The organism is Xylanibacter oryzae DSM 17970 (genome assembly GCF_000585355.1).
Classification (GTDB): domain Bacteria; phylum Bacteroidota; class Bacteroidia; order Bacteroidales; family Bacteroidaceae; genus Prevotella; species Prevotella oryzae.
In genome coordinates, this window is record NZ_KK073873.1 from 480,480 (window position 1) to 498,806 (window position 18,327).

At 39.0% G+C, this 18,327-nt stretch carries 13 protein-coding genes and 1 pseudogene; 6 read left to right on the plus strand and 8 right to left on the minus strand.

Annotated elements, in window-relative coordinates; genetic code table 11:
* Positions 1–183: 183 nt before the first annotated feature.
* Genes nrdD through XYLOR_RS01850 form a run of 3 tightly spaced genes read left to right on the plus strand, consistent with a single transcriptional unit; the run spans position 184 to position 3,407 of the window.
* A complete protein-coding gene (gene nrdD, locus XYLOR_RS01840) occupies positions 184–2,283 on the plus strand; it encodes an anaerobic ribonucleoside-triphosphate reductase (protein WP_036876454.1) in 2,100 nt (699 codons plus the stop codon).
* A 20-nt stretch (positions 2,284–2,303) separates the two neighbouring features.
* Positions 2,304–2,771 (plus strand): anaerobic ribonucleoside-triphosphate reductase activating protein, encoded by a 468-nt coding sequence (nrdG, locus tag XYLOR_RS01845; protein ID WP_036876457.1) that lies wholly within the window; start codon positions 2,304–2,306, stop codon positions 2,769–2,771.
* Positions 2,772–2,816: 45 nt separating this feature from the next.
* Entirely contained in the window at positions 2,817–3,407 is a 591-nt protein-coding gene (locus XYLOR_RS01850; protein WP_036880512.1) for a response regulator transcription factor, read from the plus strand.
* A gap of 685 nt (positions 3,408–4,092) precedes the next feature.
* Here XYLOR_RS01850 and XYLOR_RS01855 read toward each other — a convergent pair.
* The 6 genes and pseudogenes from XYLOR_RS01855 to XYLOR_RS01875 form a co-directional block, all read right to left on the minus strand.
* Positions 4,093–5,424: a sensor histidine kinase gene (locus tag XYLOR_RS01855; RefSeq protein WP_036876459.1), complete on the minus strand. Its 1,332-nt coding sequence runs from the start codon at positions 5,422–5,424 to the stop codon at positions 4,093–4,095.
* Positions 5,425–5,436: 12 nt separating this feature from the next.
* Entirely contained in the window at positions 5,437–6,114 is a 678-nt protein-coding gene (locus tag XYLOR_RS01860; protein WP_036876460.1) for a response regulator transcription factor, read from the minus strand.
* Positions 6,115–6,339: 225 nt separating this feature from the next.
* Positions 6,340–6,533: pseudogene (locus tag XYLOR_RS13950) on the minus strand (efflux RND transporter permease subunit); the annotation flags it as partial.
* A 50-nt stretch (positions 6,534–6,583) separates the two neighbouring features.
* Positions 6,584–8,032, minus strand: coding sequence for a TolC family protein (locus tag XYLOR_RS01865; protein WP_036876462.1), 1,449 nt, complete (start codon positions 8,030–8,032; stop codon positions 6,584–6,586).
* On the minus strand, positions 8,029–11,199 hold the full coding sequence (locus tag XYLOR_RS01870; protein WP_036876463.1) for an efflux RND transporter permease subunit: 3,171 nt from the start codon (positions 11,197–11,199) through the stop codon (positions 8,029–8,031). The genes XYLOR_RS01865 and XYLOR_RS01870 overlap by 4 nt, the downstream gene beginning before the upstream one ends.
* 2 nt (positions 11,200–11,201) lie before the next feature.
* A complete protein-coding gene (locus XYLOR_RS01875; RefSeq protein ID WP_036876465.1) occupies positions 11,202–12,281 on the minus strand; it encodes an efflux RND transporter periplasmic adaptor subunit in 1,080 nt (359 codons plus the stop codon).
* A 420-nt stretch (positions 12,282–12,701) separates the two neighbouring features.
* Here XYLOR_RS01875 and bamJ point away from each other — a divergent pair, with 420 nt between their 5' ends.
* The 3 genes from bamJ to XYLOR_RS01890 all read left to right on the plus strand — a co-directional run bounded on the left by bamJ (position 12,702) and on the right by XYLOR_RS01890 (position 15,651).
* On the plus strand, positions 12,702–13,097 hold the full coding sequence (gene bamJ / locus XYLOR_RS01880) for a BamJ family beta-barrel-assembly machinery protein (protein ID WP_036876467.1): 396 nt from the start codon (positions 12,702–12,704) through the stop codon (positions 13,095–13,097).
* Positions 13,098–13,525: 428 nt separating this feature from the next.
* Positions 13,526–14,527 carry a FimB/Mfa2 family fimbrial subunit gene (locus XYLOR_RS01885; protein ID WP_036876469.1) on the plus strand — a complete coding sequence of 334 codons (1,002 nt, stop codon included), beginning with the start codon at positions 13,526–13,528 and terminating at the stop codon, positions 14,525–14,527.
* A gap of 416 nt (positions 14,528–14,943) precedes the next feature.
* Positions 14,944–15,651 (plus strand): sensor histidine kinase, encoded by a 708-nt coding sequence (locus XYLOR_RS01890; RefSeq protein ID WP_169730544.1) that lies wholly within the window; start codon positions 14,944–14,946, stop codon positions 15,649–15,651.
* A gap of 33 nt (positions 15,652–15,684) precedes the next feature.
* On the opposite strand, the gene XYLOR_RS01895 is transcribed toward XYLOR_RS01890, so the two are convergent.
* Together XYLOR_RS01895 and XYLOR_RS01900 are read right to left on the minus strand one after the other, a co-directional pair.
* Positions 15,685–17,541: a heavy metal translocating P-type ATPase gene (locus XYLOR_RS01895; protein WP_036876470.1), complete on the minus strand. Its 1,857-nt coding sequence runs from the start codon at positions 17,539–17,541 to the stop codon at positions 15,685–15,687.
* 51 nt (positions 17,542–17,592) lie between these two features.
* The gene (locus tag XYLOR_RS01900; protein WP_051508821.1) at positions 17,593–18,303 is read right to left on the minus strand and encodes a hypothetical protein; all 711 of its coding nucleotides are present in this window, start codon (positions 18,301–18,303) and stop codon (positions 17,593–17,595) included.
* Positions 18,304–18,327: the final 24 nt, after the last annotated feature.

Sequence of the window (18,327 nt, forward strand, 5' to 3'; positions counted from 1 at the left end):
CTTTACTTTTATACTGATTTTTTTTGTCGTTTTGAGAACAACATACAGAAATTTATACTATCTTTGCATCAGATATAAAAAACATATTTGAAATTTTTCTTTGAAGTTTTTAAAATAAAGTTGTCCAAAATGGAAAACTTTTTAAAAAAATACAATAGAAAAGTTTCCTAAAAAGAGAAAAACATGGAAATAAAAAACTTCACCATTACGAAAAGAGACGGGTCTTCAGACCGCTTCTCGTTAGACAAGATTATGAATGCTATAATCAAAGCATTTGAATCAGTTGATGAACCTATAGATCTTGGTTGTATATCTAAGATACTCAGTCATTTAGACATTAAGGAGGGTATAAAGGTAGAAGATATTCAGAATGAGGTTGAAGAGGCTCTTATGCGCGAAGGTTATTATAAGGTAGCAAAGAGTTTTATGCTGTATCGACAGCGTCATACTGAAGACCGTGAGACAATGGAGAAGTTGAACTTTTTGGCAGACTATTGTGAAGCAGCTAATGCAGCAACTGGTTCAAAGTATGATGCCAATGCTAATGTCGAACACAAAAATATTGCAACTTTGATAGGAGAATTGCCTAAGTCAAACTTTATCCGCCTTAACCGTCGTCTGCTTACAGACCGTATCAAAAAAATGTATGGTAAAGAATTGTCTGATAATTATATTCACTTGCTTACACATCATTTTATATATAAGAATGACGAGACCAGTCTTGCCAATTATTGTGCATCAATAACAATGTATCCATGGTTGATAGGTGGAACTTCTGCTATCGGTGGTAATTCTTCGGCTCCTACAAATCTGAAGTCTTTCTGTGGTGGCTTTGTAAATATGGTGTTTATGGTTTCAAGTATGCTTAGTGGAGCATGTGCCACACCTGAGTTCCTCATGTATCTGAATTATTTTATCGGTCTTGAATATGGCAAGGAATATTATAATGAAACAGATAAAGTGGTAGACCTATCACTGAAGCAGCGTACGATGGATAAAGTAATTACCGATTGTTTTGAGCAGATTGTATATAGTATCAATCAGCCTACAGGTGCGCGTAACTATCAGGCTGTATTCTGGAACATTTCTTATTACGACCAGTATTATTTCCATAGCCTGTTTGACAACTTTTATTTTCCTGACGGTAGTCAACCCGACTGGAACGGTCTTTCATGGTTGCAGAAACGATTCATGAAGTGGTTCAATCATGAGCGTACAAAGGCTGTACTAACATTCCCGGTAGAAACTATGGCGTTATTGTCTAAGGATGGTGATACTATGGATAAAGATTGGGGCGATTTCACAGCAGAGATGTATTCAGAAGGCCATTCATTCTTTACTTATCTTAGTGACAATGCCGATTCTCTGAGTAGCTGTTGTCGTCTACGTAACGAGATTCAGGACAATGGATTTAGTTACACATTGGGCGCAGGAGGTGTAAGCACCGGTTCAAAGAGTGTGCTTACTATTAATCTTAACCGTTGTATACAGTATGCGGTAAACAACAAGATGGATTATAAGGAAACCTTGAGCAATATCGTAGACCTTTGCCATAAGGTTCAGATGGCTTACAATGAAAATCTTAAAGAACTTCAGGCTCATGGTATGCTTCCTTTGTTTGATGCTGGTTATATTAACATGAGTCGTCAATATCTTACAATAGGAGTAAATGGACTTGTTGAGGCTGCAGAATTCATGGGACTTAAGATAAATGATAATCCTGATTATCTGAAGTTTGTGCAGACAGTATTGGGTATTGTCGAGAAATACAACAAGCAGTACCGTACTAAAGAAGTTATGTTCAACTGCGAGATGATACCGGCAGAAAATGTAGGTGTAAAACATGCAAAATGGGATAAAGAGGATGGTTATTTAGTTCCGCGCGACTGTTACAATAGCTATTTCTATGTTGTAGAAGACGACTCCCTTAATATAATAGATAAGTTTAAGCTACACGGAGCACCATATATCCAGCACCTTACAGGTGGCAGCGCACTACATATGAACCTGGAAGAGCATCTTAGTAAGGCGCAGTATCGTCAGTTGCTAAAGGTCGCAGCCAAAGAAGGATGTAATTACTTCACATTCAATATACCTAATACGATTTGTAATGAATGTGGATATATAGACAAACGTTATTTGCATGAATGTCCAAAATGTCACAGCAAGAACGTTGATTATATGACACGTATTATAGGCTATCTTAAACGTGTAAGCAATTTCTCTGAAGCACGCCAGCAAGAAGCTAGCCGTCGTTATTATGCAGAAAAAACTCAGGCGTAAAGCATAAAAGGCACAGACAAATGTTGAATTACGTAAATACAGGAATCGTTTTCCAGGAAATACCGGATGAGGTTACACTCTCTATAAACATTTCCAATTGCCCATGCCATTGTCCTGGTTGTCATAGCCAGTATTTATGGGAGAATATAGGCGATCAACTTACGTCCATGACCATAGATAGTTTTATTAGTCAGTATGGTAATGATATTACATGTATATGTTTTATGGGTGGTGATGCAGAACCGTCTTATGTTAATACCCTGGCTAGGTATATCCATCGTGAGCATCCCAAGTATCGGGTGGCATGGTACAGCGGCAGACAGCACATACCACAGAGTGTGAAAAAGTCGGATTTTGATTATATTAAGGTCGGACCGTATATCGAACATCTTGGTTGTCTTAAAGAAAAAACAACCAATCAACGTCTTTATAAGCATGCGGTAGGTGATGATTTTACAGATATTACACCAAGATTTTGGAAAAAATAAACCGGCTTTCAGTTAAAAAAATGTATCTTTGCCGACGATATGCAAATGCAACGTCCTAAAATAGCAATTATAGACCCCAATACTCTAGCAGTGTTGGGGTTGAAAACTATATTGCAGAATGTTATGCCTATACTTACAGTAGAGACATTTGGATCTTTTGCAGAGATGGAGGCAAATAATGCAGACAGTTTTTTTCATTATTTTGTAGCTACAAATGTAGTACTTGCCAACCGTCCGTTCTTTACAGACAATCGTCATAAGACTATTGTGCTCACAACATCTAATGATCCCAACTCACAATTGAGTGATTTTCATTGCGTGTGTATCAATCAAGACGAGGAACAACTCGTCAAGTCTTTACTATTTTTGGAACAGAGTGCCCATGCACACGGCAAAAATCTACCACCTGTACCCAAAGTATTGAATGCAAAATTGCTAAGCGACCGCGAAATAGAAGTCCTTTCGCTTATTGTCGAGGGATTTATAAACAAGGAAATAGCAGACAAGCTCAATATAGGTCTGTCTACTGTCATTACGCATCGTAAGAACATAATGGATAAACTTGGTCTAAAGAGTGTATCCGCACTTACAATATATGCAGTAATGCATGGTTATGTGGATATAAATAAAATCTGAACAATATTTTTTTAATAAAATATTCTGCAAAATGCATGCTATAGCAGCAAAAGAGCATGAATATTATTAAAATTAAATAATGGTTTAACATAGGGACAAAAAAAATCGAGAAGTTCCCTCCCCGAATTGACCTGTTGCAGTATCTTACTGCACACAGGGGACATCTCATCTCATCCTTTCTCTCAAATTTAACAATCGTCTTAATTGACTTAGTCTAATACCTGTTGTCCCTAACTTACAATCTTTTTTACTTACCTTAATCTAATACCTGTTGTCCCTAACTTACAATCTTCTTTACTTACCTTAATCTAATACCTGTTGTCCCTAACTTACAATCTTTTTTACTTACCTTAATCTAATACCTGTTGTCCCTAACTTACAATCTTCTTTACTTACCTTAATCTAATACCTGTCATCCCTAACTTACAATCTTCTTTACTTACCTTAATCTAATACCTTTAATAACTTAAACAAATTTTCCTATTAACCTTAATCTAATACCTTAATAATCTTATTTACCTTAACTATTAACCTTTTGATGATGCAAAGATACAATGATTTTTAAATCAAGTCAATACTTTTATCATGATATTTGTATAAAAGTACCAAATTCTTGATATAAATCAACTATTATGTGTACGGACACACAAAAATTGTGTACGATAACAGTATGTTGTGCAACATACTAACCTTTATCAAATGAAATAGTGAACTTGGTATGAACTTTCTCAATAGTATCAATATTTATCTCCGCATTGTATATCCTGAGAATTTTAGCAGAGAGAGCCAGACCTATGCCATTTCCCGCATATTCGCGAGTGTTAGTGGCACGATAGAAAGACTGGAAAATATGTTCAACCTCCGACTCAGGTATACCGATGCCATAATCTTCTATTTCTATTATAATCTTGTCAACAGTCTGTTTGAGACGCAAGTCTATCTGTTTTTTAGAATATTTTGTCGCGTTATTCAGAAAATTCTGTATAGCTACCTGCAACAGATATGGATTGGCATCAAGCATTACGTCTGATTTAGACTCATCAGAGAAAACTACACGTTCGGTTGACTGGGCCAAACCTTGCAGAAAACCATTCAACTTTATTGTCGTAGATTCCTGTTGAGTAAGATCATCATCATGTCTAGACAGGAACAGTAGATGTTTAATAAGCAGAGACATACGTTTACTTTCCGAATATATCCTTTGTAGAGACTCAATATATTCGTCTTGGTTACGCTCTTTCATAAGCGTAATTTCGCATTCACCCTGTATAGCTGTAAGTGGATTGCTGAGTTCGTGCGATGCTGCACTGACAAATGATTTCTCAGAGCGGAACGCTTCGCTGATACGGTCAAGCATATCATTAAGGTTGTGTACCAGTCCATCCAGTTCATCCTTATTGCCGGTATCCTTTAGTCGTACATCCATATCATTACCCCTTATACCTTTAAGATGCTCAAGAATCTGTTTCAGAGGGCGTAGTATTCTGCCTGAATATAGATGTCCCATTAGAACAGTAATAGCAATACTTATTATGAGAAGTATGAGCGATAGATATAGAGTATGCTGTTGTATCTTATATCCGTATTTGTTGTGGGCCATCACAATTATTATGAATTTCCCTTGATTATCCGGACAATAAAGTACGGCACCGTCCATCACACCTTTCGAAAAATTGATAGGTTCACCATTGTATATTTCCTTTTGTTCATTTTCGCTTAGATAAAGGTTAAGCGTATCATCCAAAGCCTTGCGGTTACCGTTTATTCTCATAACAGTTTCACTGGCACGTGGCAGCAGTTCGCTGTATTTACGCTCTATAACCTTATATTCATCAGCGTTCATCTCGTCAGCCTTGAAATGTTTCTGAGCTGCAAGATATGCCTTTTCGCAAAGATTAGCCTCAAACACACGGTCTATGTATCTGGAAGTGAATACATAGAAAACCATAATGATGAACATGGCTATACCGAATGTAAGGCAAGTATAGAATAATACAATTTTGTGACCTATCTTCATTCTCCTTATTTATTATTCAGACATGATATATCCAACCCCGACTATCGTATGTATCAGTTTGTGATCGAAATCTTTGTCCACCTTTGTCCTTAGATAGTTTACATAAACATCTACGACATTGGTATTAGTGTCAAAATTCTTGTCCCATACATCCTTAAGTAGGGTAAGACGACTTATTGCAGTATTTTGATGAGTCATAAAATACTCCAGCAGTTTATATTCTTTTACCGTTAGGTCTATATCGTTACCCCTGCGCGTTGCCTTTCTGTTGCGGCAATTCAGTTCCAGATCAGCACAATGTAGTTCGGCAGTAGTGTTATTGTCAGATGCACGCCTCAGCAGAGCTTCTATCCGGGCCTCCAGTTCTGTAAAACTGAAAGGCTTAACCAGATAGTCGTCTGCGCCGGCTTTTAGACCTTTAACGATATCATCAGTAGTGCCAAGAGCCGTGAGCATTATCACAGGCGTTTTGTAACCGTATTCGGCACGATATTTAGCGCACATCTCCAGGCCATTCATCTTTGGCATTATGATATCGAGGATAAGGAATTCAAAATTGTCCGTCTGGGCTTTCATCCATCCTTCCTCTCCATCATTAGCTACAGTCACATTGTGCCCAAGCTCCTTCAGTCCGCGCTCTATAAATGAGGCAATGTTAACCTCATCTTCCACCAATAATATTTTCGCCATATAATATATAGTTGAATTAAATATACAAAGTTAATAAATTATAGCCTACGTTGTACCATTTTTCCATGTTTATCGTACAAAACATTGCCATAAATTTTTTGTACAATAAGTGGGAATACAAATAATACGAAAGTAGTAGCAGTCATAAGTCCTAATGTGGCCATCACAGCAGTCATCACTACTGGCCTTACCCTAGAGTGCACACTATTTCTGACAGATTCATGCAAAGATACGCATAGCACCGTTAGAAACCAAACTCAAGAATTTATTTTTCTTTTCTCTTACATCCTTTTTTAGTAGCATACCGACATTACTGGCACAAGTGTAAATATAAGAACCCCAAGCAATGCAAAACCCAGTGTATATGCCAGTGGCGAGAACATTTTACCTTCAACTTTCTGAAATGAGAATATAGGTAGTTACTATTCTTACGTAATGGTCTGTTACATGAAAGCGATTGATCAGTGAACTATTCCTGAGCAGGGCTCTGTCCACCACCCAAACTACGATATACATCAACCATACTTGAAAGTTGTTGTGCCTTAGCATCTAGGAGTTCCATTTTTGCGTCCAAAGCATCACGTTCATCCATTAATACATCCAGATATGTACAGCGACTATTCATATACAACATACGGGCTATATTTATTGATTTGTCGAGTTTCTGTGATTCTTCTTCCTTCAATTGGTAATATTTATCCAAGTTGTCTATCTTCGACATCAGCGTACATACTTCTGAATATGCAGTGAGTAGAGTCTTGTCATATTCATAAAGAGCCTCTATCTGTTGTGCATCAGCAGACTGGAAGTTTGCCTGAATAGCCTTTTTATTAATTAGCGGACCAGTAAGTCCACCTAGCACACTAAAGGCCAAAGACTTAGGAAGTTTTGTGAGATATGTAGGATTAAATGCATCCAAACCTAGTGAGGCTGAAATATTTAATGATGGAAGAAATTCCTTTCTTGCCGCATCTACACTCCATTTTGCCGAAGCCAATTCATGTTCTGCCTGTCTAATGTCAGGTCTATTTGTAAGAAGTTCAGAAGGTATTCCTGTCATAACCTTTTGCAGATTTGTTGAAAGAAAAGCATCCTTATTTCTATCTATCTTTGTAGGATATCTGCCAAGCAGTAAATTGAGACTGTTTTCACTCTCAGTAATCTGCTGCTTCAATGTGTATTCATCGGCACGAGCCTTGGCAAGTTCAGCCTCAAATTTCTCTACAGCAAGTTCTGTATCGGCATCAGCTTTCTTCTGAATCTTTGCTATTTCAACAGCCTTCTTCTGCAAGTCAATATACTGGTGAATTAAATCCAGTTTATTATCTAGCGCAAGCAACTCATAATAGTTTGAAGCCACCTGAGAAATAAGAGATGATAATACAGCATTGCGTCCATCTACGGTAGCAAGATAATGCTCAACAGCAGCATGCTTACTTGAACTCAGTTTATGCCATAAGTCAACTTCCCAATCAGCAGTAGCACCAATCTGATAATCCATCAATGGCTCTGGCATTGATTTACCTGGTTTAATCTCTGTTGTCGCATTACCAGCACCTTCACTAGTGTATCGACCAGCCTTTGATACACCAACACTTCCACCACCAGATACAGTAGGTATCATCAGTCCCTGCTGAAGAAGCACGCCGCTCTTGGCGATAGCTATCTGTTGAATAGTAATACGCAAATCCTGATTGTTTACCAAAGCAGTATCAATTAGCGAAGCCAATGCAGGATCAGAAAAGAACTGTCTCCAAGGTGTTATAGTGGCAGTAGTGCCAGCTACACTATCCTTCTGAAATTTTGAAGGCAATTGCAACTTAATATGGTCTGTCATATTGGTTGCCTGTGGTGTCTTGCAACTCGTCATGATGAGCGCAGACACCAATACCGTATATAGGATATGTAACTTTTTCATTTCTTATACTTTTTGTCTTTTGTTTCAGTCAGAGGTTTATCTCGTTGATATTTCACCATCTTGAATTTCTCGGCAAGACTTCCAAAGATGTAATACAAGCCAGGAATTATTATCAGTCCGAAGAATGTACCGAACAGCATACCTCCGATGGCTGCGTTACCAATAGTGCGGTTTCCTATTGCACCAGCTCCATGTGCAAAGACAAGAGGAACAAGTCCGGCAATGAATGCAAATGAAGTCATCAGTATAGGACGGAAACGAGCTATAGCTCCCTCGATAGCAGCCTGTCTTATCGGCATTCCTAGATTTCTTCGTTGCACGGAGTATTCCACCATCAGTACGGCATTCTTTCCCAATAGTCCTATCAGCATGACCATCGCCACCTGTGCATAGATATTGTTTTCAAGCCCCATCATTTTCAGGAAGATGAATGCGCCACATATTCCGGCAGGCAGACATGTTATAATTGGCAATGGAAGTATAAAGTTCTCATACTGTGCTGACAAAATAAGATATACGAAGACCAAACAGATAATGAATATCAGAATAGCCTGATTGCCTTGATCTACTTCATCTTTTGAAATACCAGCCCAGTCATAGTCAAAACCATGAGGTAATTTTTTTGCTGCTACTTCTTCTATAGCCTTGATAGCCTGTCCACTACTACATCCCTGCGCTGGCGCACCTGTAACTTCAGCCGAATTGTAAAGATTGTGGCGCGTTATTTCACTCATACCATAAACCTTTTGAAGTTGCATGAAGTCGGCATAAGGCACCATTTCACCTTGGTTATTCTTCACCGTGAGTCCCAGAAGATTGCGGGGATAAGCACGATACTGTGGACCAGCCTGGACAATTACCTTATATGGTTTTCCAAACCGAATAAAACCCGTTTCGTAATCAGAACCAATCATTGTAGACATATTATCCATAGCAGAACCTATCGTTACACCTTTCTGCTCGGCAATATCATTGTTAATACGCAACATATATTGTGGATAACTAGCTGAATAGAAGGTGAAAGCAGAACCGATTTCAGGTCGCTTGTTAAGTTCAGCAACAAAGTCCTTGCTCACCTTTTCCATCTGATGATAGTCATTATTACCAGTTTTGTCTAACAAGCGGAGTTCAAATCCGGATGCTGCACCATATCCTGGTATCGAAGGCGGTTGGAAAAATTCTATGTCAGCTCCAGTGATAGACTTGCATTTCTTTTCAAGATCAGCAATAATTTCCTTTGCAGTATGTTTACGATCTTTCCATGACTTCAAGTTTATCAGACAAGAACCTGAGTTAGCACTAGTTCCCTCAGAAAGGATTTCATATCCTGCAAGAGAAGAAACACTCTGAACGCCATCTTCTTTCTCAACGATGTTCAACAACTGATGAGCCACCATATTAGTTCGCTCTATTGTTGAACCCGGTGGAGTATCAATAATGGCATAAACCATACCTTGATCTTCTTCTGGAATAAAACCAGATGGAAGAGAATTATTTACAAAAAATGCAATGATGCACAATAATAGAAGCAAAGGCAATGTGACAAATTTGTTGGAAACTGTATGCTCCAACACCTTATTATATCTAATAACACCCTTGTTAAATCCTGCATTAAACTTATCGAGTAGCTTGTGAAGCCATGACTTTTTAATATTCTTATCCTGTTCTCTAGTCAATATAAGCGCACAAAGTGCAGGGGTAAGCGTCAAGGCCACAAATCCAGAAAGGATAATACTTGAAGCCATTGTGATTGAGAACTGACGATAGAATATACCTTCAGGTCCTCCCATAAAGGCAACAGGGATAAATACCGAAGCCATTACAAGCGTTATGGCAACAATAGCTCCACTGATCTCTTTCATCGCTTCCTGTGTTGCCTCCAAAGGCGAAAGATTTTCTGTGGCTATCTTCACATTGACAGCCTCAATCACCACTATCGCGTCGTCCACCACTATACCGATAGCCATGACAAGAGCGAAAAGGGATATCATATTTAGCGTTATGCCGAAAGCCGACATCACGGCGAAACTTCCTATCAACGATACAGGTACAGCCATACATGGTATGATTGCAGACCGCCAGTCACCAAGGAATATAAGCACAACGATTGCTACAAGTACGAACGCCTCAAAAAGTGTATGTATAACCTTATCTATTGACGCATCAAGGAATCGACTGATATCATAACTCAACTCATAATGCATACCCTTAGGCATGTCTTTCTGCAGTTTTGCCATTGTCTTTTTTACGTTCTGAATAACATCACGAGCATTTGAGCCATAAGCTTGCTTCAACGTTATAGCAGCAGAAGGATGGCCATTAAGAGTAGAATAGATATCATACATCTCGGTTCCAAAATCTATAGTTGCAACATCTTTAAGACGTACAAACTGTCCATTAGGATTAGACTTCAATATAATATTTCCATACTCTTCTGGTGTCGTATATCGGCCTGGATATTTCAACACATACTCAAAACTTTCAGGTCGCTTACCAGAACTCTCACCAAGTTTACCTGGTGAAGCTTCGATACTCTGATCTTCCAAAGCCTGAGTAACATCATCTGCAGACAAATTGTAGGCAGTTAGTTTATCAGGTTTCAACCATACACGCATCGCATAGTTACGAGTACCTAGAATATCCAAGCTACCCATACCGTCTACACGTTCCAATTCAGGAGATATATTTATATCTGCATAGTTGAAAAGAAACTTCTGATCAGCTTTTGGGTCATTACTGTATATATTTATATACATAAGGATGTTAGGTTCCTCACGCGAAATCTTAACACCTTCACGTACAACGGCTGGTGGTAACTTATTAATAGCCGCCGAAACTCGGTTCTGTACATTAATAGCATCCACATTAGGATCTGTTCCCAATTTGAATACCACATTAATCTCACCCTCACCATCATTACCAGCATTCGACTCAATATATTTCATGCCAGGAACGCCGTTAAGAGCTTGCTCCAAAGGAATAACAACAGCCTTTATCAGCAATTCATTGTTAGCACCTGGATAGTCGGCTATAACGTTAACCTTAGGAGGTGATATAGAAGGATATTGGGTAATAGGCAAATTGATCAGCGACAAGAAACCTATAAACACAATAACAAGAGAAACGACGATTGCAAGAACCGGTCTACGAATAAACTTTTTGAACATAATTAGTCGGCTTTTAGTTTTATAGACTGCATCACTTCAGCCGGACTCTTATAACGGATAGAAATACGATCTCCGTCCTTCACCTTCTGTATACCGTCTATCAAAATTTTGTCAGTAACTGACAAACCTGATGTTACTACATATATATTTTGTTTTTCAAAAGCTATTTTTATAGGACGCGCATGAACATAACCACCGGCATCAACAACAAAAACATATTTCTGATCTTGAATCTCATAAGTTGCCTGCTGAGGAATGAGCATCGCATTTCTTGCAGGAATATTCATTCTAACAGTACCAGTCTCACCATTTCTAAGAATATGATTAACATTAGCAAACTTAGCACGGAAAGAAATATTACCTGTTCCATTGTCAAACTCTCCCTCTACATTCTGAAAATATCCTTTTGCAGGGAATGTTGTTCCGTTTGCAAGAATAAGAGTAAGTGGCAGTTTATTTCTCTCTGCAGCATGCTGTTGATAATCCAGATATTCTGGTTCTGACACATTGAAGTAAACATATACATTATTATTATCAGAAAGACTTGAAATCAAGTCACCATCTTGCAACAGACTACCTCTCTTGTTTGGTATTCTTCCTAAAATACCAGTAAAAGGAGCGCGAATAAGCGACAACTGCTTGTGCTCAGTGGCAATACGATAATCTGCCATTGCCGCAGTCAACTTAGCTTTTGCCATCTTGCGAGCATTCTTTGACACAATATTATTTGCAGCCAAAGTAGAAGTATTCTGTAAATCAATGCGAGCCTGCTCAGCTTCAGCTTTTGCCTTTTCTACTTCCTGCTGTGCCCCAACCATAAGAAGACGGAACAAAGGCTGACCGGCTCTAACCACCTGTCCTTCGTCAACATATATATCTTGAAGTATACCACCTTGTTGTGCTCTAATCTCAATATTTTTTTGCGACTGTATATTAGCTACATAGTCTTTTGAGATAGACGTATTTGTCACTTCCGGAGTTGTAACTGAATAAACAGTAGATACATCCTTTTCTTTAGTAGATTTACAACTTGTTGTTATCAGCGCCATACCAACGGCAAAAATAAACATTTGTTTATTCATATTTTAACTAAATAAATTTATGGGTGCAAAAGTACTTATATTTAAAGTAGAAAGTCATAATAATCACTTAAAAGAACTTAAAGTGGAATTAAAAGTTTCTAATATGTATTCATGGCAAACAAGCCAAAAAAACACTCGGCGTCGCCTATCGTTATTTTGACAGGCTCCGCCGATGTTTTACCTAGTGAGATAATGTTATCCGCAAACAATATTAAACAATATAAAACAAACGTTCTTTTAATTTTCATACTTTATTCTTGTTATATTTGTGGCAAAATTACATCCTTTTTATGTTAGAAATTAAGAAATCCGATTACATTGTTCTTATCTGAAATTAGAAAGTGATTAGAAAAATGTTACAGAAATTTCTTGTTTATGGCTTTTTATGCCTAAATTTGCCAACAGAAAAATTATATATAGATGGGTAAGAAACAATACAAAGAAGATAATCAATACTTTTTGGTGTCAAAATCGCATGAGCCGGATGTTAAGAAACTTTCAGATGGAATCTTGTACAAAGAACTTAAGAATGGCGATGGACCGTCACCAACACCTGACAGTATAGTATCAGTATACTATAAGGGAATGCTTATAAGTGGTAAAGTTTTTGATGACAATACAGACGGTAACTGTGCAGAAGCTCTTCGTCTTAAAGATCTTATAGCAGGTTGGCAGATAGCCCTTCTGCGTATGCATGTAGGTGATAAATGGGAAATCTGTATCCCTTCTGAATTAGGATATGGTAAGGATGGTTCTTTACGTATACCAAAAAATTCAACACTTATTTTTGAAATTGAACTCGTGGGATTAGCTTAATTTCGTTTTGTAATATGGAAATATATAATCGTGTTGTTCTGTATTTCCATATTATTATTCTATACTACGTATTTCGCTTATTTATCGGTATAAAAATTTGTTTTAGTTTTTAAATAGACATACCTTTGAATTTACAAAAATAATTAATAAAAAGATATGAAAAAAGTGAGCGTTAAATATGTTAATATGTTTGCAAGATTGAATAATTTTGCTAACACACACACACACACACACACACACACACACACACACACACACACAGCTTATATAGACTCTTAAATTTTTTGAAGAAGATATATTTTATATCTTCAAAAAATTGGTCAATTTTATTTTTTTTGCCGTTTTTAGCCTATCTAGGCAGCTATATTCGTGCCCATATTTTTGCGTCAAAATCCGTTTCCTCTCTTGCTTTTTTATGTATATTTCTTATGTCATGTGCGTCAGAAACGTCTGTACCGGGATCAGACTTTTCAGATATTTCATTGATACATCTGGATCTGTCCTCCAATAAGTCAGACAGTACCGGTAATACAACCAGGGCGAACGGTACACTTCTCTATTATGGGGTATACAACTATACTTCAGGCCGGCAGGGAACTAATACAACCCAGGCCAGTATCGTAATGCTTAACAAGCCTGTAACATTAAGAGTAGTTGTACGCCAGCTTAAGGAAACCTTTGGAAATGGTTCATATAGTGTCGTCATTTCAGGCTTCCGCAGTATGATGACCTTTACCGGTCAGATTACGGGCGATTCAATAGATTACAGTCCACAGTCTGCGTTTGATAGTAACAATCAGCTTGTAACAGATGCTGTCCGTTCATTCCCCAACAAGACAGGCGAGCATGTTACAGTATCTGTATACCAAAATCCAAGCGGAGGTAAGTCTAATGCCAAAACCTCAAATTCTACATATGGAACCTTGATATGGAGTACCACATTAAAGACGGCTTACGAAGATATTGCTAGCGGTTATATAGGCACAATAGATAAGAATATGGCCAATACATCCACAAACTATGCTTACTATTATTGCCACAATTACAGTGATGGTACAACAAAGTCTTTTACAAACAGCGGTTGGTATCTCCCAAGTGCAGGCGATTGGTGGGATGTGACTGCAAATTTGGGAAGCTTTTCAGATGCACAGAAGACAACGATAAAGTCAAATCAGACCAATACTACATCTCTTGGTGCATATGTGATAACAGGTCTGCCAAGTACGTATTTTGATAGTTTTAACACGAAACTGTCAGCAGCAGGTGGAGATCAAATAAAACTTGGTTCAGGTGCCTATTATTTTTGGTGCGCGTCAGAGATCGGTGGTAGTTATGCTGTGCGCGTCCTCTTCGTCAGTTCTTACGTCTACTTGAACAGCGACAATAAGATTAGCGGTTATAACTATGTTAGGGCGGTACTAGCATATTAATCTATTTATTACTTTGAAATTTAAAAAAATGAAGAATCAGTTAATTACTGCCTTTAGACGGCCGACACATAAAAAAATCTGTTTAATGGCATTATCTGAGGAGCGTCCAATATATAGGCAACTGGTAGCAGAGAGAGTAAAATCATTTCCACGCTTTTATCGTTAAACGTTTTGATATAAGATATAACAAGCATCATGCCCGTAATTATGATGAACGAAGAAATAGATGTGGGTCGACTCGATTCCTTCCCGTTTCTATTATCTCGCAGTGTCGACAAATATATTCTCAGTGGAGACACCCCCGTGTTGTCACCTGTGGTCGTGAGATTACAGCGGTCATAATGTACGGCATGATGCTTTTAAAATAAAAGCATCAGATGTCATCTGATACATGTACATTAAAAAAAAGTAATATCATGAGAATAAAAGAGAAGTCATTAGAAATGGAGCATGCAGGAGGCATAAAGAATGCCTTCCTTCATAATATGAGTCATGAAATACGTACGCCCTTAAATTCAATAGTAGGTTTTATGCAGCTACTGGATACAGATGTAACCGCCGAAGAGCATGATCTCTTTGTAGGTATCATACATCAGAATACCGAACTGCTGGTACATATGATAGACAATATGCTCCTGATGGCCTCTCTTGAATGCGGTGAGTATCCCATATCCCCGATAGAGTTTGATATCAGCTCACTGATGCACGACCTGGCAGAAGCCCTGCACGGCTATATTCATGCAGGCGTAGAACTGAAAGTAAAGGTACACAAACCGCAGTATGTACGTTTAGACCTTAATAGCCTTAGACGAGTGCTGAAAGCCTTGATACTGAATGCCAACAAGTTTACACCAAAAGGCAGCATAACAGTAGATTATAATGTAGACGGTGATATGTTTAATGTGTCTGTGGCTGATACCGGCATCGGCATAGCTGTGGAAGACCGTAAGAGAATATTTGGTAAGTTTGAGAAACTGGACCATTTCTCTCAGGGATTAGGTTTAGGTCTGCCGATATGCAAGGCTATAGTTAAAAAGTTAGGCGGTAGGATAGGAGTGCAGTCAAAACTCGGATGCGGGTCTACATTCCGGTTTAGTGTGCCATATTGCGATAGACGCGAATAGCGTCACGCAATACGACATAAACCATTTTTACAATTATGCTACGAGTTTCAACCTAAGACTGTTTAGAACCACGCTCACACTGCTCATAGCCATCAAGGCACTTGCCCACATAGGTGTAATCTGAAAGTCGCAAACCTTATATAATACACCCGCAGCAAGTGGTATACATATTATGTTATAGATAAAGGCCCAAAACAGATTCTCATAAATCATACGAGTAGTCTTTCTGCTTAATAATATAGCATCAGGTATGCGGCGTAGGTCTGAACCCATAAGCGTAACCTGAGCTACATCCATAGCAATATCAGTACCTTTACCCATGGCAATGCTCACATCGGCAGCTGCAAGAGCCTGCGAGTCGTTGATGCCGTCGCCTACCATAGCCACGTGCTTGCCTTCGGCTTGCAATTTCCTTACCAGATTCTCTTTGTCTTGAGGCATAACCTTGGATTGATAATGCTTAATACCGGCTTTCTCGGCCCAATAACGTGCGGCCTCGTCTTTATCTCCACTCATCATATAGACATCTATACCTTGGCTCTGCAGACTATCCATAGCCTCGCGCGCATGCGGCTTCAATGTTTCACGTTCTTCTAAGCTAAGAGCGTCTGACCGGGTGAAGTCAACGTCCTTGTTGGGTTCGGTAAGAGTTCCTGTCTTGTCTATAACCATGGCATCTACCTTGCGTATATTCTCAAGCGCTGTAGCGTCTTTGATAAGTATATTTTTTTGAGCAGCCTTGCCAATGCCTACCATTAGGGCAGTAGGAGTGGCCAGCCCCATAGCGCACGGACAGGCTATTACCAGTACAGATACTGCCGATGTGATGGCATGTGGCAGCATAGCTGTACCGCCTACAATCCACCATACGATGAATGTGACTATAGAGATTGCCAATATCGAAGGTACAAATATCATAGCTACCTTGTCAACAACCCTCTGTACAGGTGCTTTTGAGCCCTGAGCTTCTTGTACCATCTTTATGATATGGGCAAGCATAGTCTTGCTGCCCACCTCTTCGGCTTTAAAGCGGGCTATACCCTGTTTTACCATGGTTCCGGTCATCAGTTTGTCGCCTTGAGTCTTGCTTACAGGTACAGGCTCGCCACTTATCATGCTTTCGTCAACATAAATGTCTCCTTTGATGATAGTTCCGTCTACCGGCACCTTATTACCCTGATGTATTTCTATCATATCACCGGGTTTAAGTGTAGAGATTGGTACTTCGCTTACGTTATCTCCATCAACAAGCAGGGCTGTCTTGGGGGCCAGTCCCATCAAAGCCCGTATGGCAGATGCAGTACCGTCTTTGGCACATTCCTCCATAAGTCGGCCGGTTAGTACAAAGGTGATAATCATAACCGATGCATCGTAATAGTGCATGGTACTGAAATTACTGAATATGAAAGCCACACAGGTACTTAGTGCCACCAATGTATCCATGTTTGCCATGCCGTGGAGCAACTGTTTTGATGTATTGACATAAAACTGCCGACCGCAATATATGATGTTCAATAGTGCCAATAGCATCATTGTCTGGTTGGATATGTTATCGTTGCCAATATTGATCCATCCCATAGACAGACTCATCGTGAGTATAGCAAAAATCCATGATACAACGACTTTACGCCTCAGATTCCTGTAGGCATTCTTTTCTATTTCCACTACAGAGCGCTCTTCTTCTATCACAAGGTCATAACCAATCTTAATCACCTCGTCTTTCATTGTCTGAGGTGATATCACTTTATCGTCATACTCTATCAGAGCCGTGCGTGCTGCGAAATTGACGGCCGCCGATGTTACTCCTTGCAGAGAATTGAGCTTTTTCTCTACATTAGTAGCGCAACCTGCGCATGCCATCCCGAGGACAGCTATAGTTTTCTTTTCCATTTGTTTTTCTTTTGAAGATGATAATTAATACTGTTGCAAAGTGGCGCAGAATTATCTTCTGTTACTTTCGACAGAAACCTCAAAAGAGAAATTTTTAGTAGGAGCATATCTTACCGCTGCTCCGATGCGATCACCTATATCACTCATACCATACATGTAACGAGGCATAAACCTGTCATTAGCAAGTGATTTTTGCAGATATACATATCCTGACCAATGCTCGTCGAACTGATATCCCAACACTGCGTTGAGACCTACATTGCGAGATGAATAGCGCCCCCAATTAATGTTGTCGAAATATCCACCCAGAGCCAGTGATAGCTTTTTGCTAAGAGGTACGGCATACATCATCGAGATGTTTTGAGCAAACCCGGCGCCGCTATTTGCTCCCTTTCCGAAAGAAGCGAATACTGATGCACCCAGATTCACATTCATTCCCGGATGCAAATCCCATGAATTGTAGCCCCAATAGTAATAAGGAAACATATTGATAGGTGCCATTGTGCCACGGTCGGTGAGCGTAGGCAGGTTAAGTGTTATAGAATCGTTTACAGGTGCTATAGCCTTTGCAGGCTGTAAGCCACTGTTATCAGGAGCAATATCATTATCGGAGAATTCTATCCCGTTGACGATATCGGATGGTGATGCCAAATTTCCCTTGTCGGCAACTTTCTGTCTGAAGTCGCCTGCTTTGAAATCACTTTGTGCATTGGCAGCACAAAGTGATAATATTGCGAATATAATAATAATAGTTCTTTTCATGTTAGCAAAGTTAGTACATCTATG

Coding starts and splice junctions, on each gene's coding strand:
- bamJ (WP_036876467.1), top strand. CDS start 12,702: ATGGGTAAGAAACAATACAAAGAAGATAATCAATACTTTTTGGTGTCA.
- nrdD (WP_036876454.1), top strand. CDS start 184: ATGGAAATAAAAAACTTCACCATTACGAAAAGAGACGGGTCTTCAGAC.
- XYLOR_RS01895 (WP_036876470.1), bottom strand. CDS start 17,541: ATGGAAAAGAAAACTATAGCTGTCCTCGGGATGGCATGCGCAGGTTGC.
- XYLOR_RS01870 (WP_036876463.1), bottom strand. CDS start 11,199: ATGTTCAAAAAGTTTATTCGTAGACCGGTTCTTGCAATCGTCGTTTCT.
- XYLOR_RS01865 (WP_036876462.1), bottom strand. CDS start 8,032: ATGAAAAAGTTACATATCCTATATACGGTATTGGTGTCTGCGCTCATC.
- XYLOR_RS01855 (WP_036876459.1), bottom strand. CDS start 5,424: ATGAAGATAGGTCACAAAATTGTATTATTCTATACTTGCCTTACATTC.
- nrdG (WP_036876457.1), top strand. CDS start 2,304: ATGTTGAATTACGTAAATACAGGAATCGTTTTCCAGGAAATACCGGAT.
- XYLOR_RS01900 (WP_051508821.1), bottom strand. CDS start 18,303: ATGAAAAGAACTATTATTATTATATTCGCAATATTATCACTTTGTGCT.
- XYLOR_RS01885 (WP_036876469.1), top strand. CDS start 13,526: ATGTCATGTGCGTCAGAAACGTCTGTACCGGGATCAGACTTTTCAGAT.
- XYLOR_RS01890 (WP_169730544.1), top strand. CDS start 14,944: ATGAGAATAAAAGAGAAGTCATTAGAAATGGAGCATGCAGGAGGCATA.
- XYLOR_RS01860 (WP_036876460.1), bottom strand. CDS start 6,114: ATGGCGAAAATATTATTGGTGGAAGATGAGGTTAACATTGCCTCATTT.
- XYLOR_RS01875 (WP_036876465.1), bottom strand. CDS start 12,281: ATGAATAAACAAATGTTTATTTTTGCCGTTGGTATGGCGCTGATAACA.
- XYLOR_RS01850 (WP_036880512.1), top strand. CDS start 2,817: ATGCAACGTCCTAAAATAGCAATTATAGACCCCAATACTCTAGCAGTG.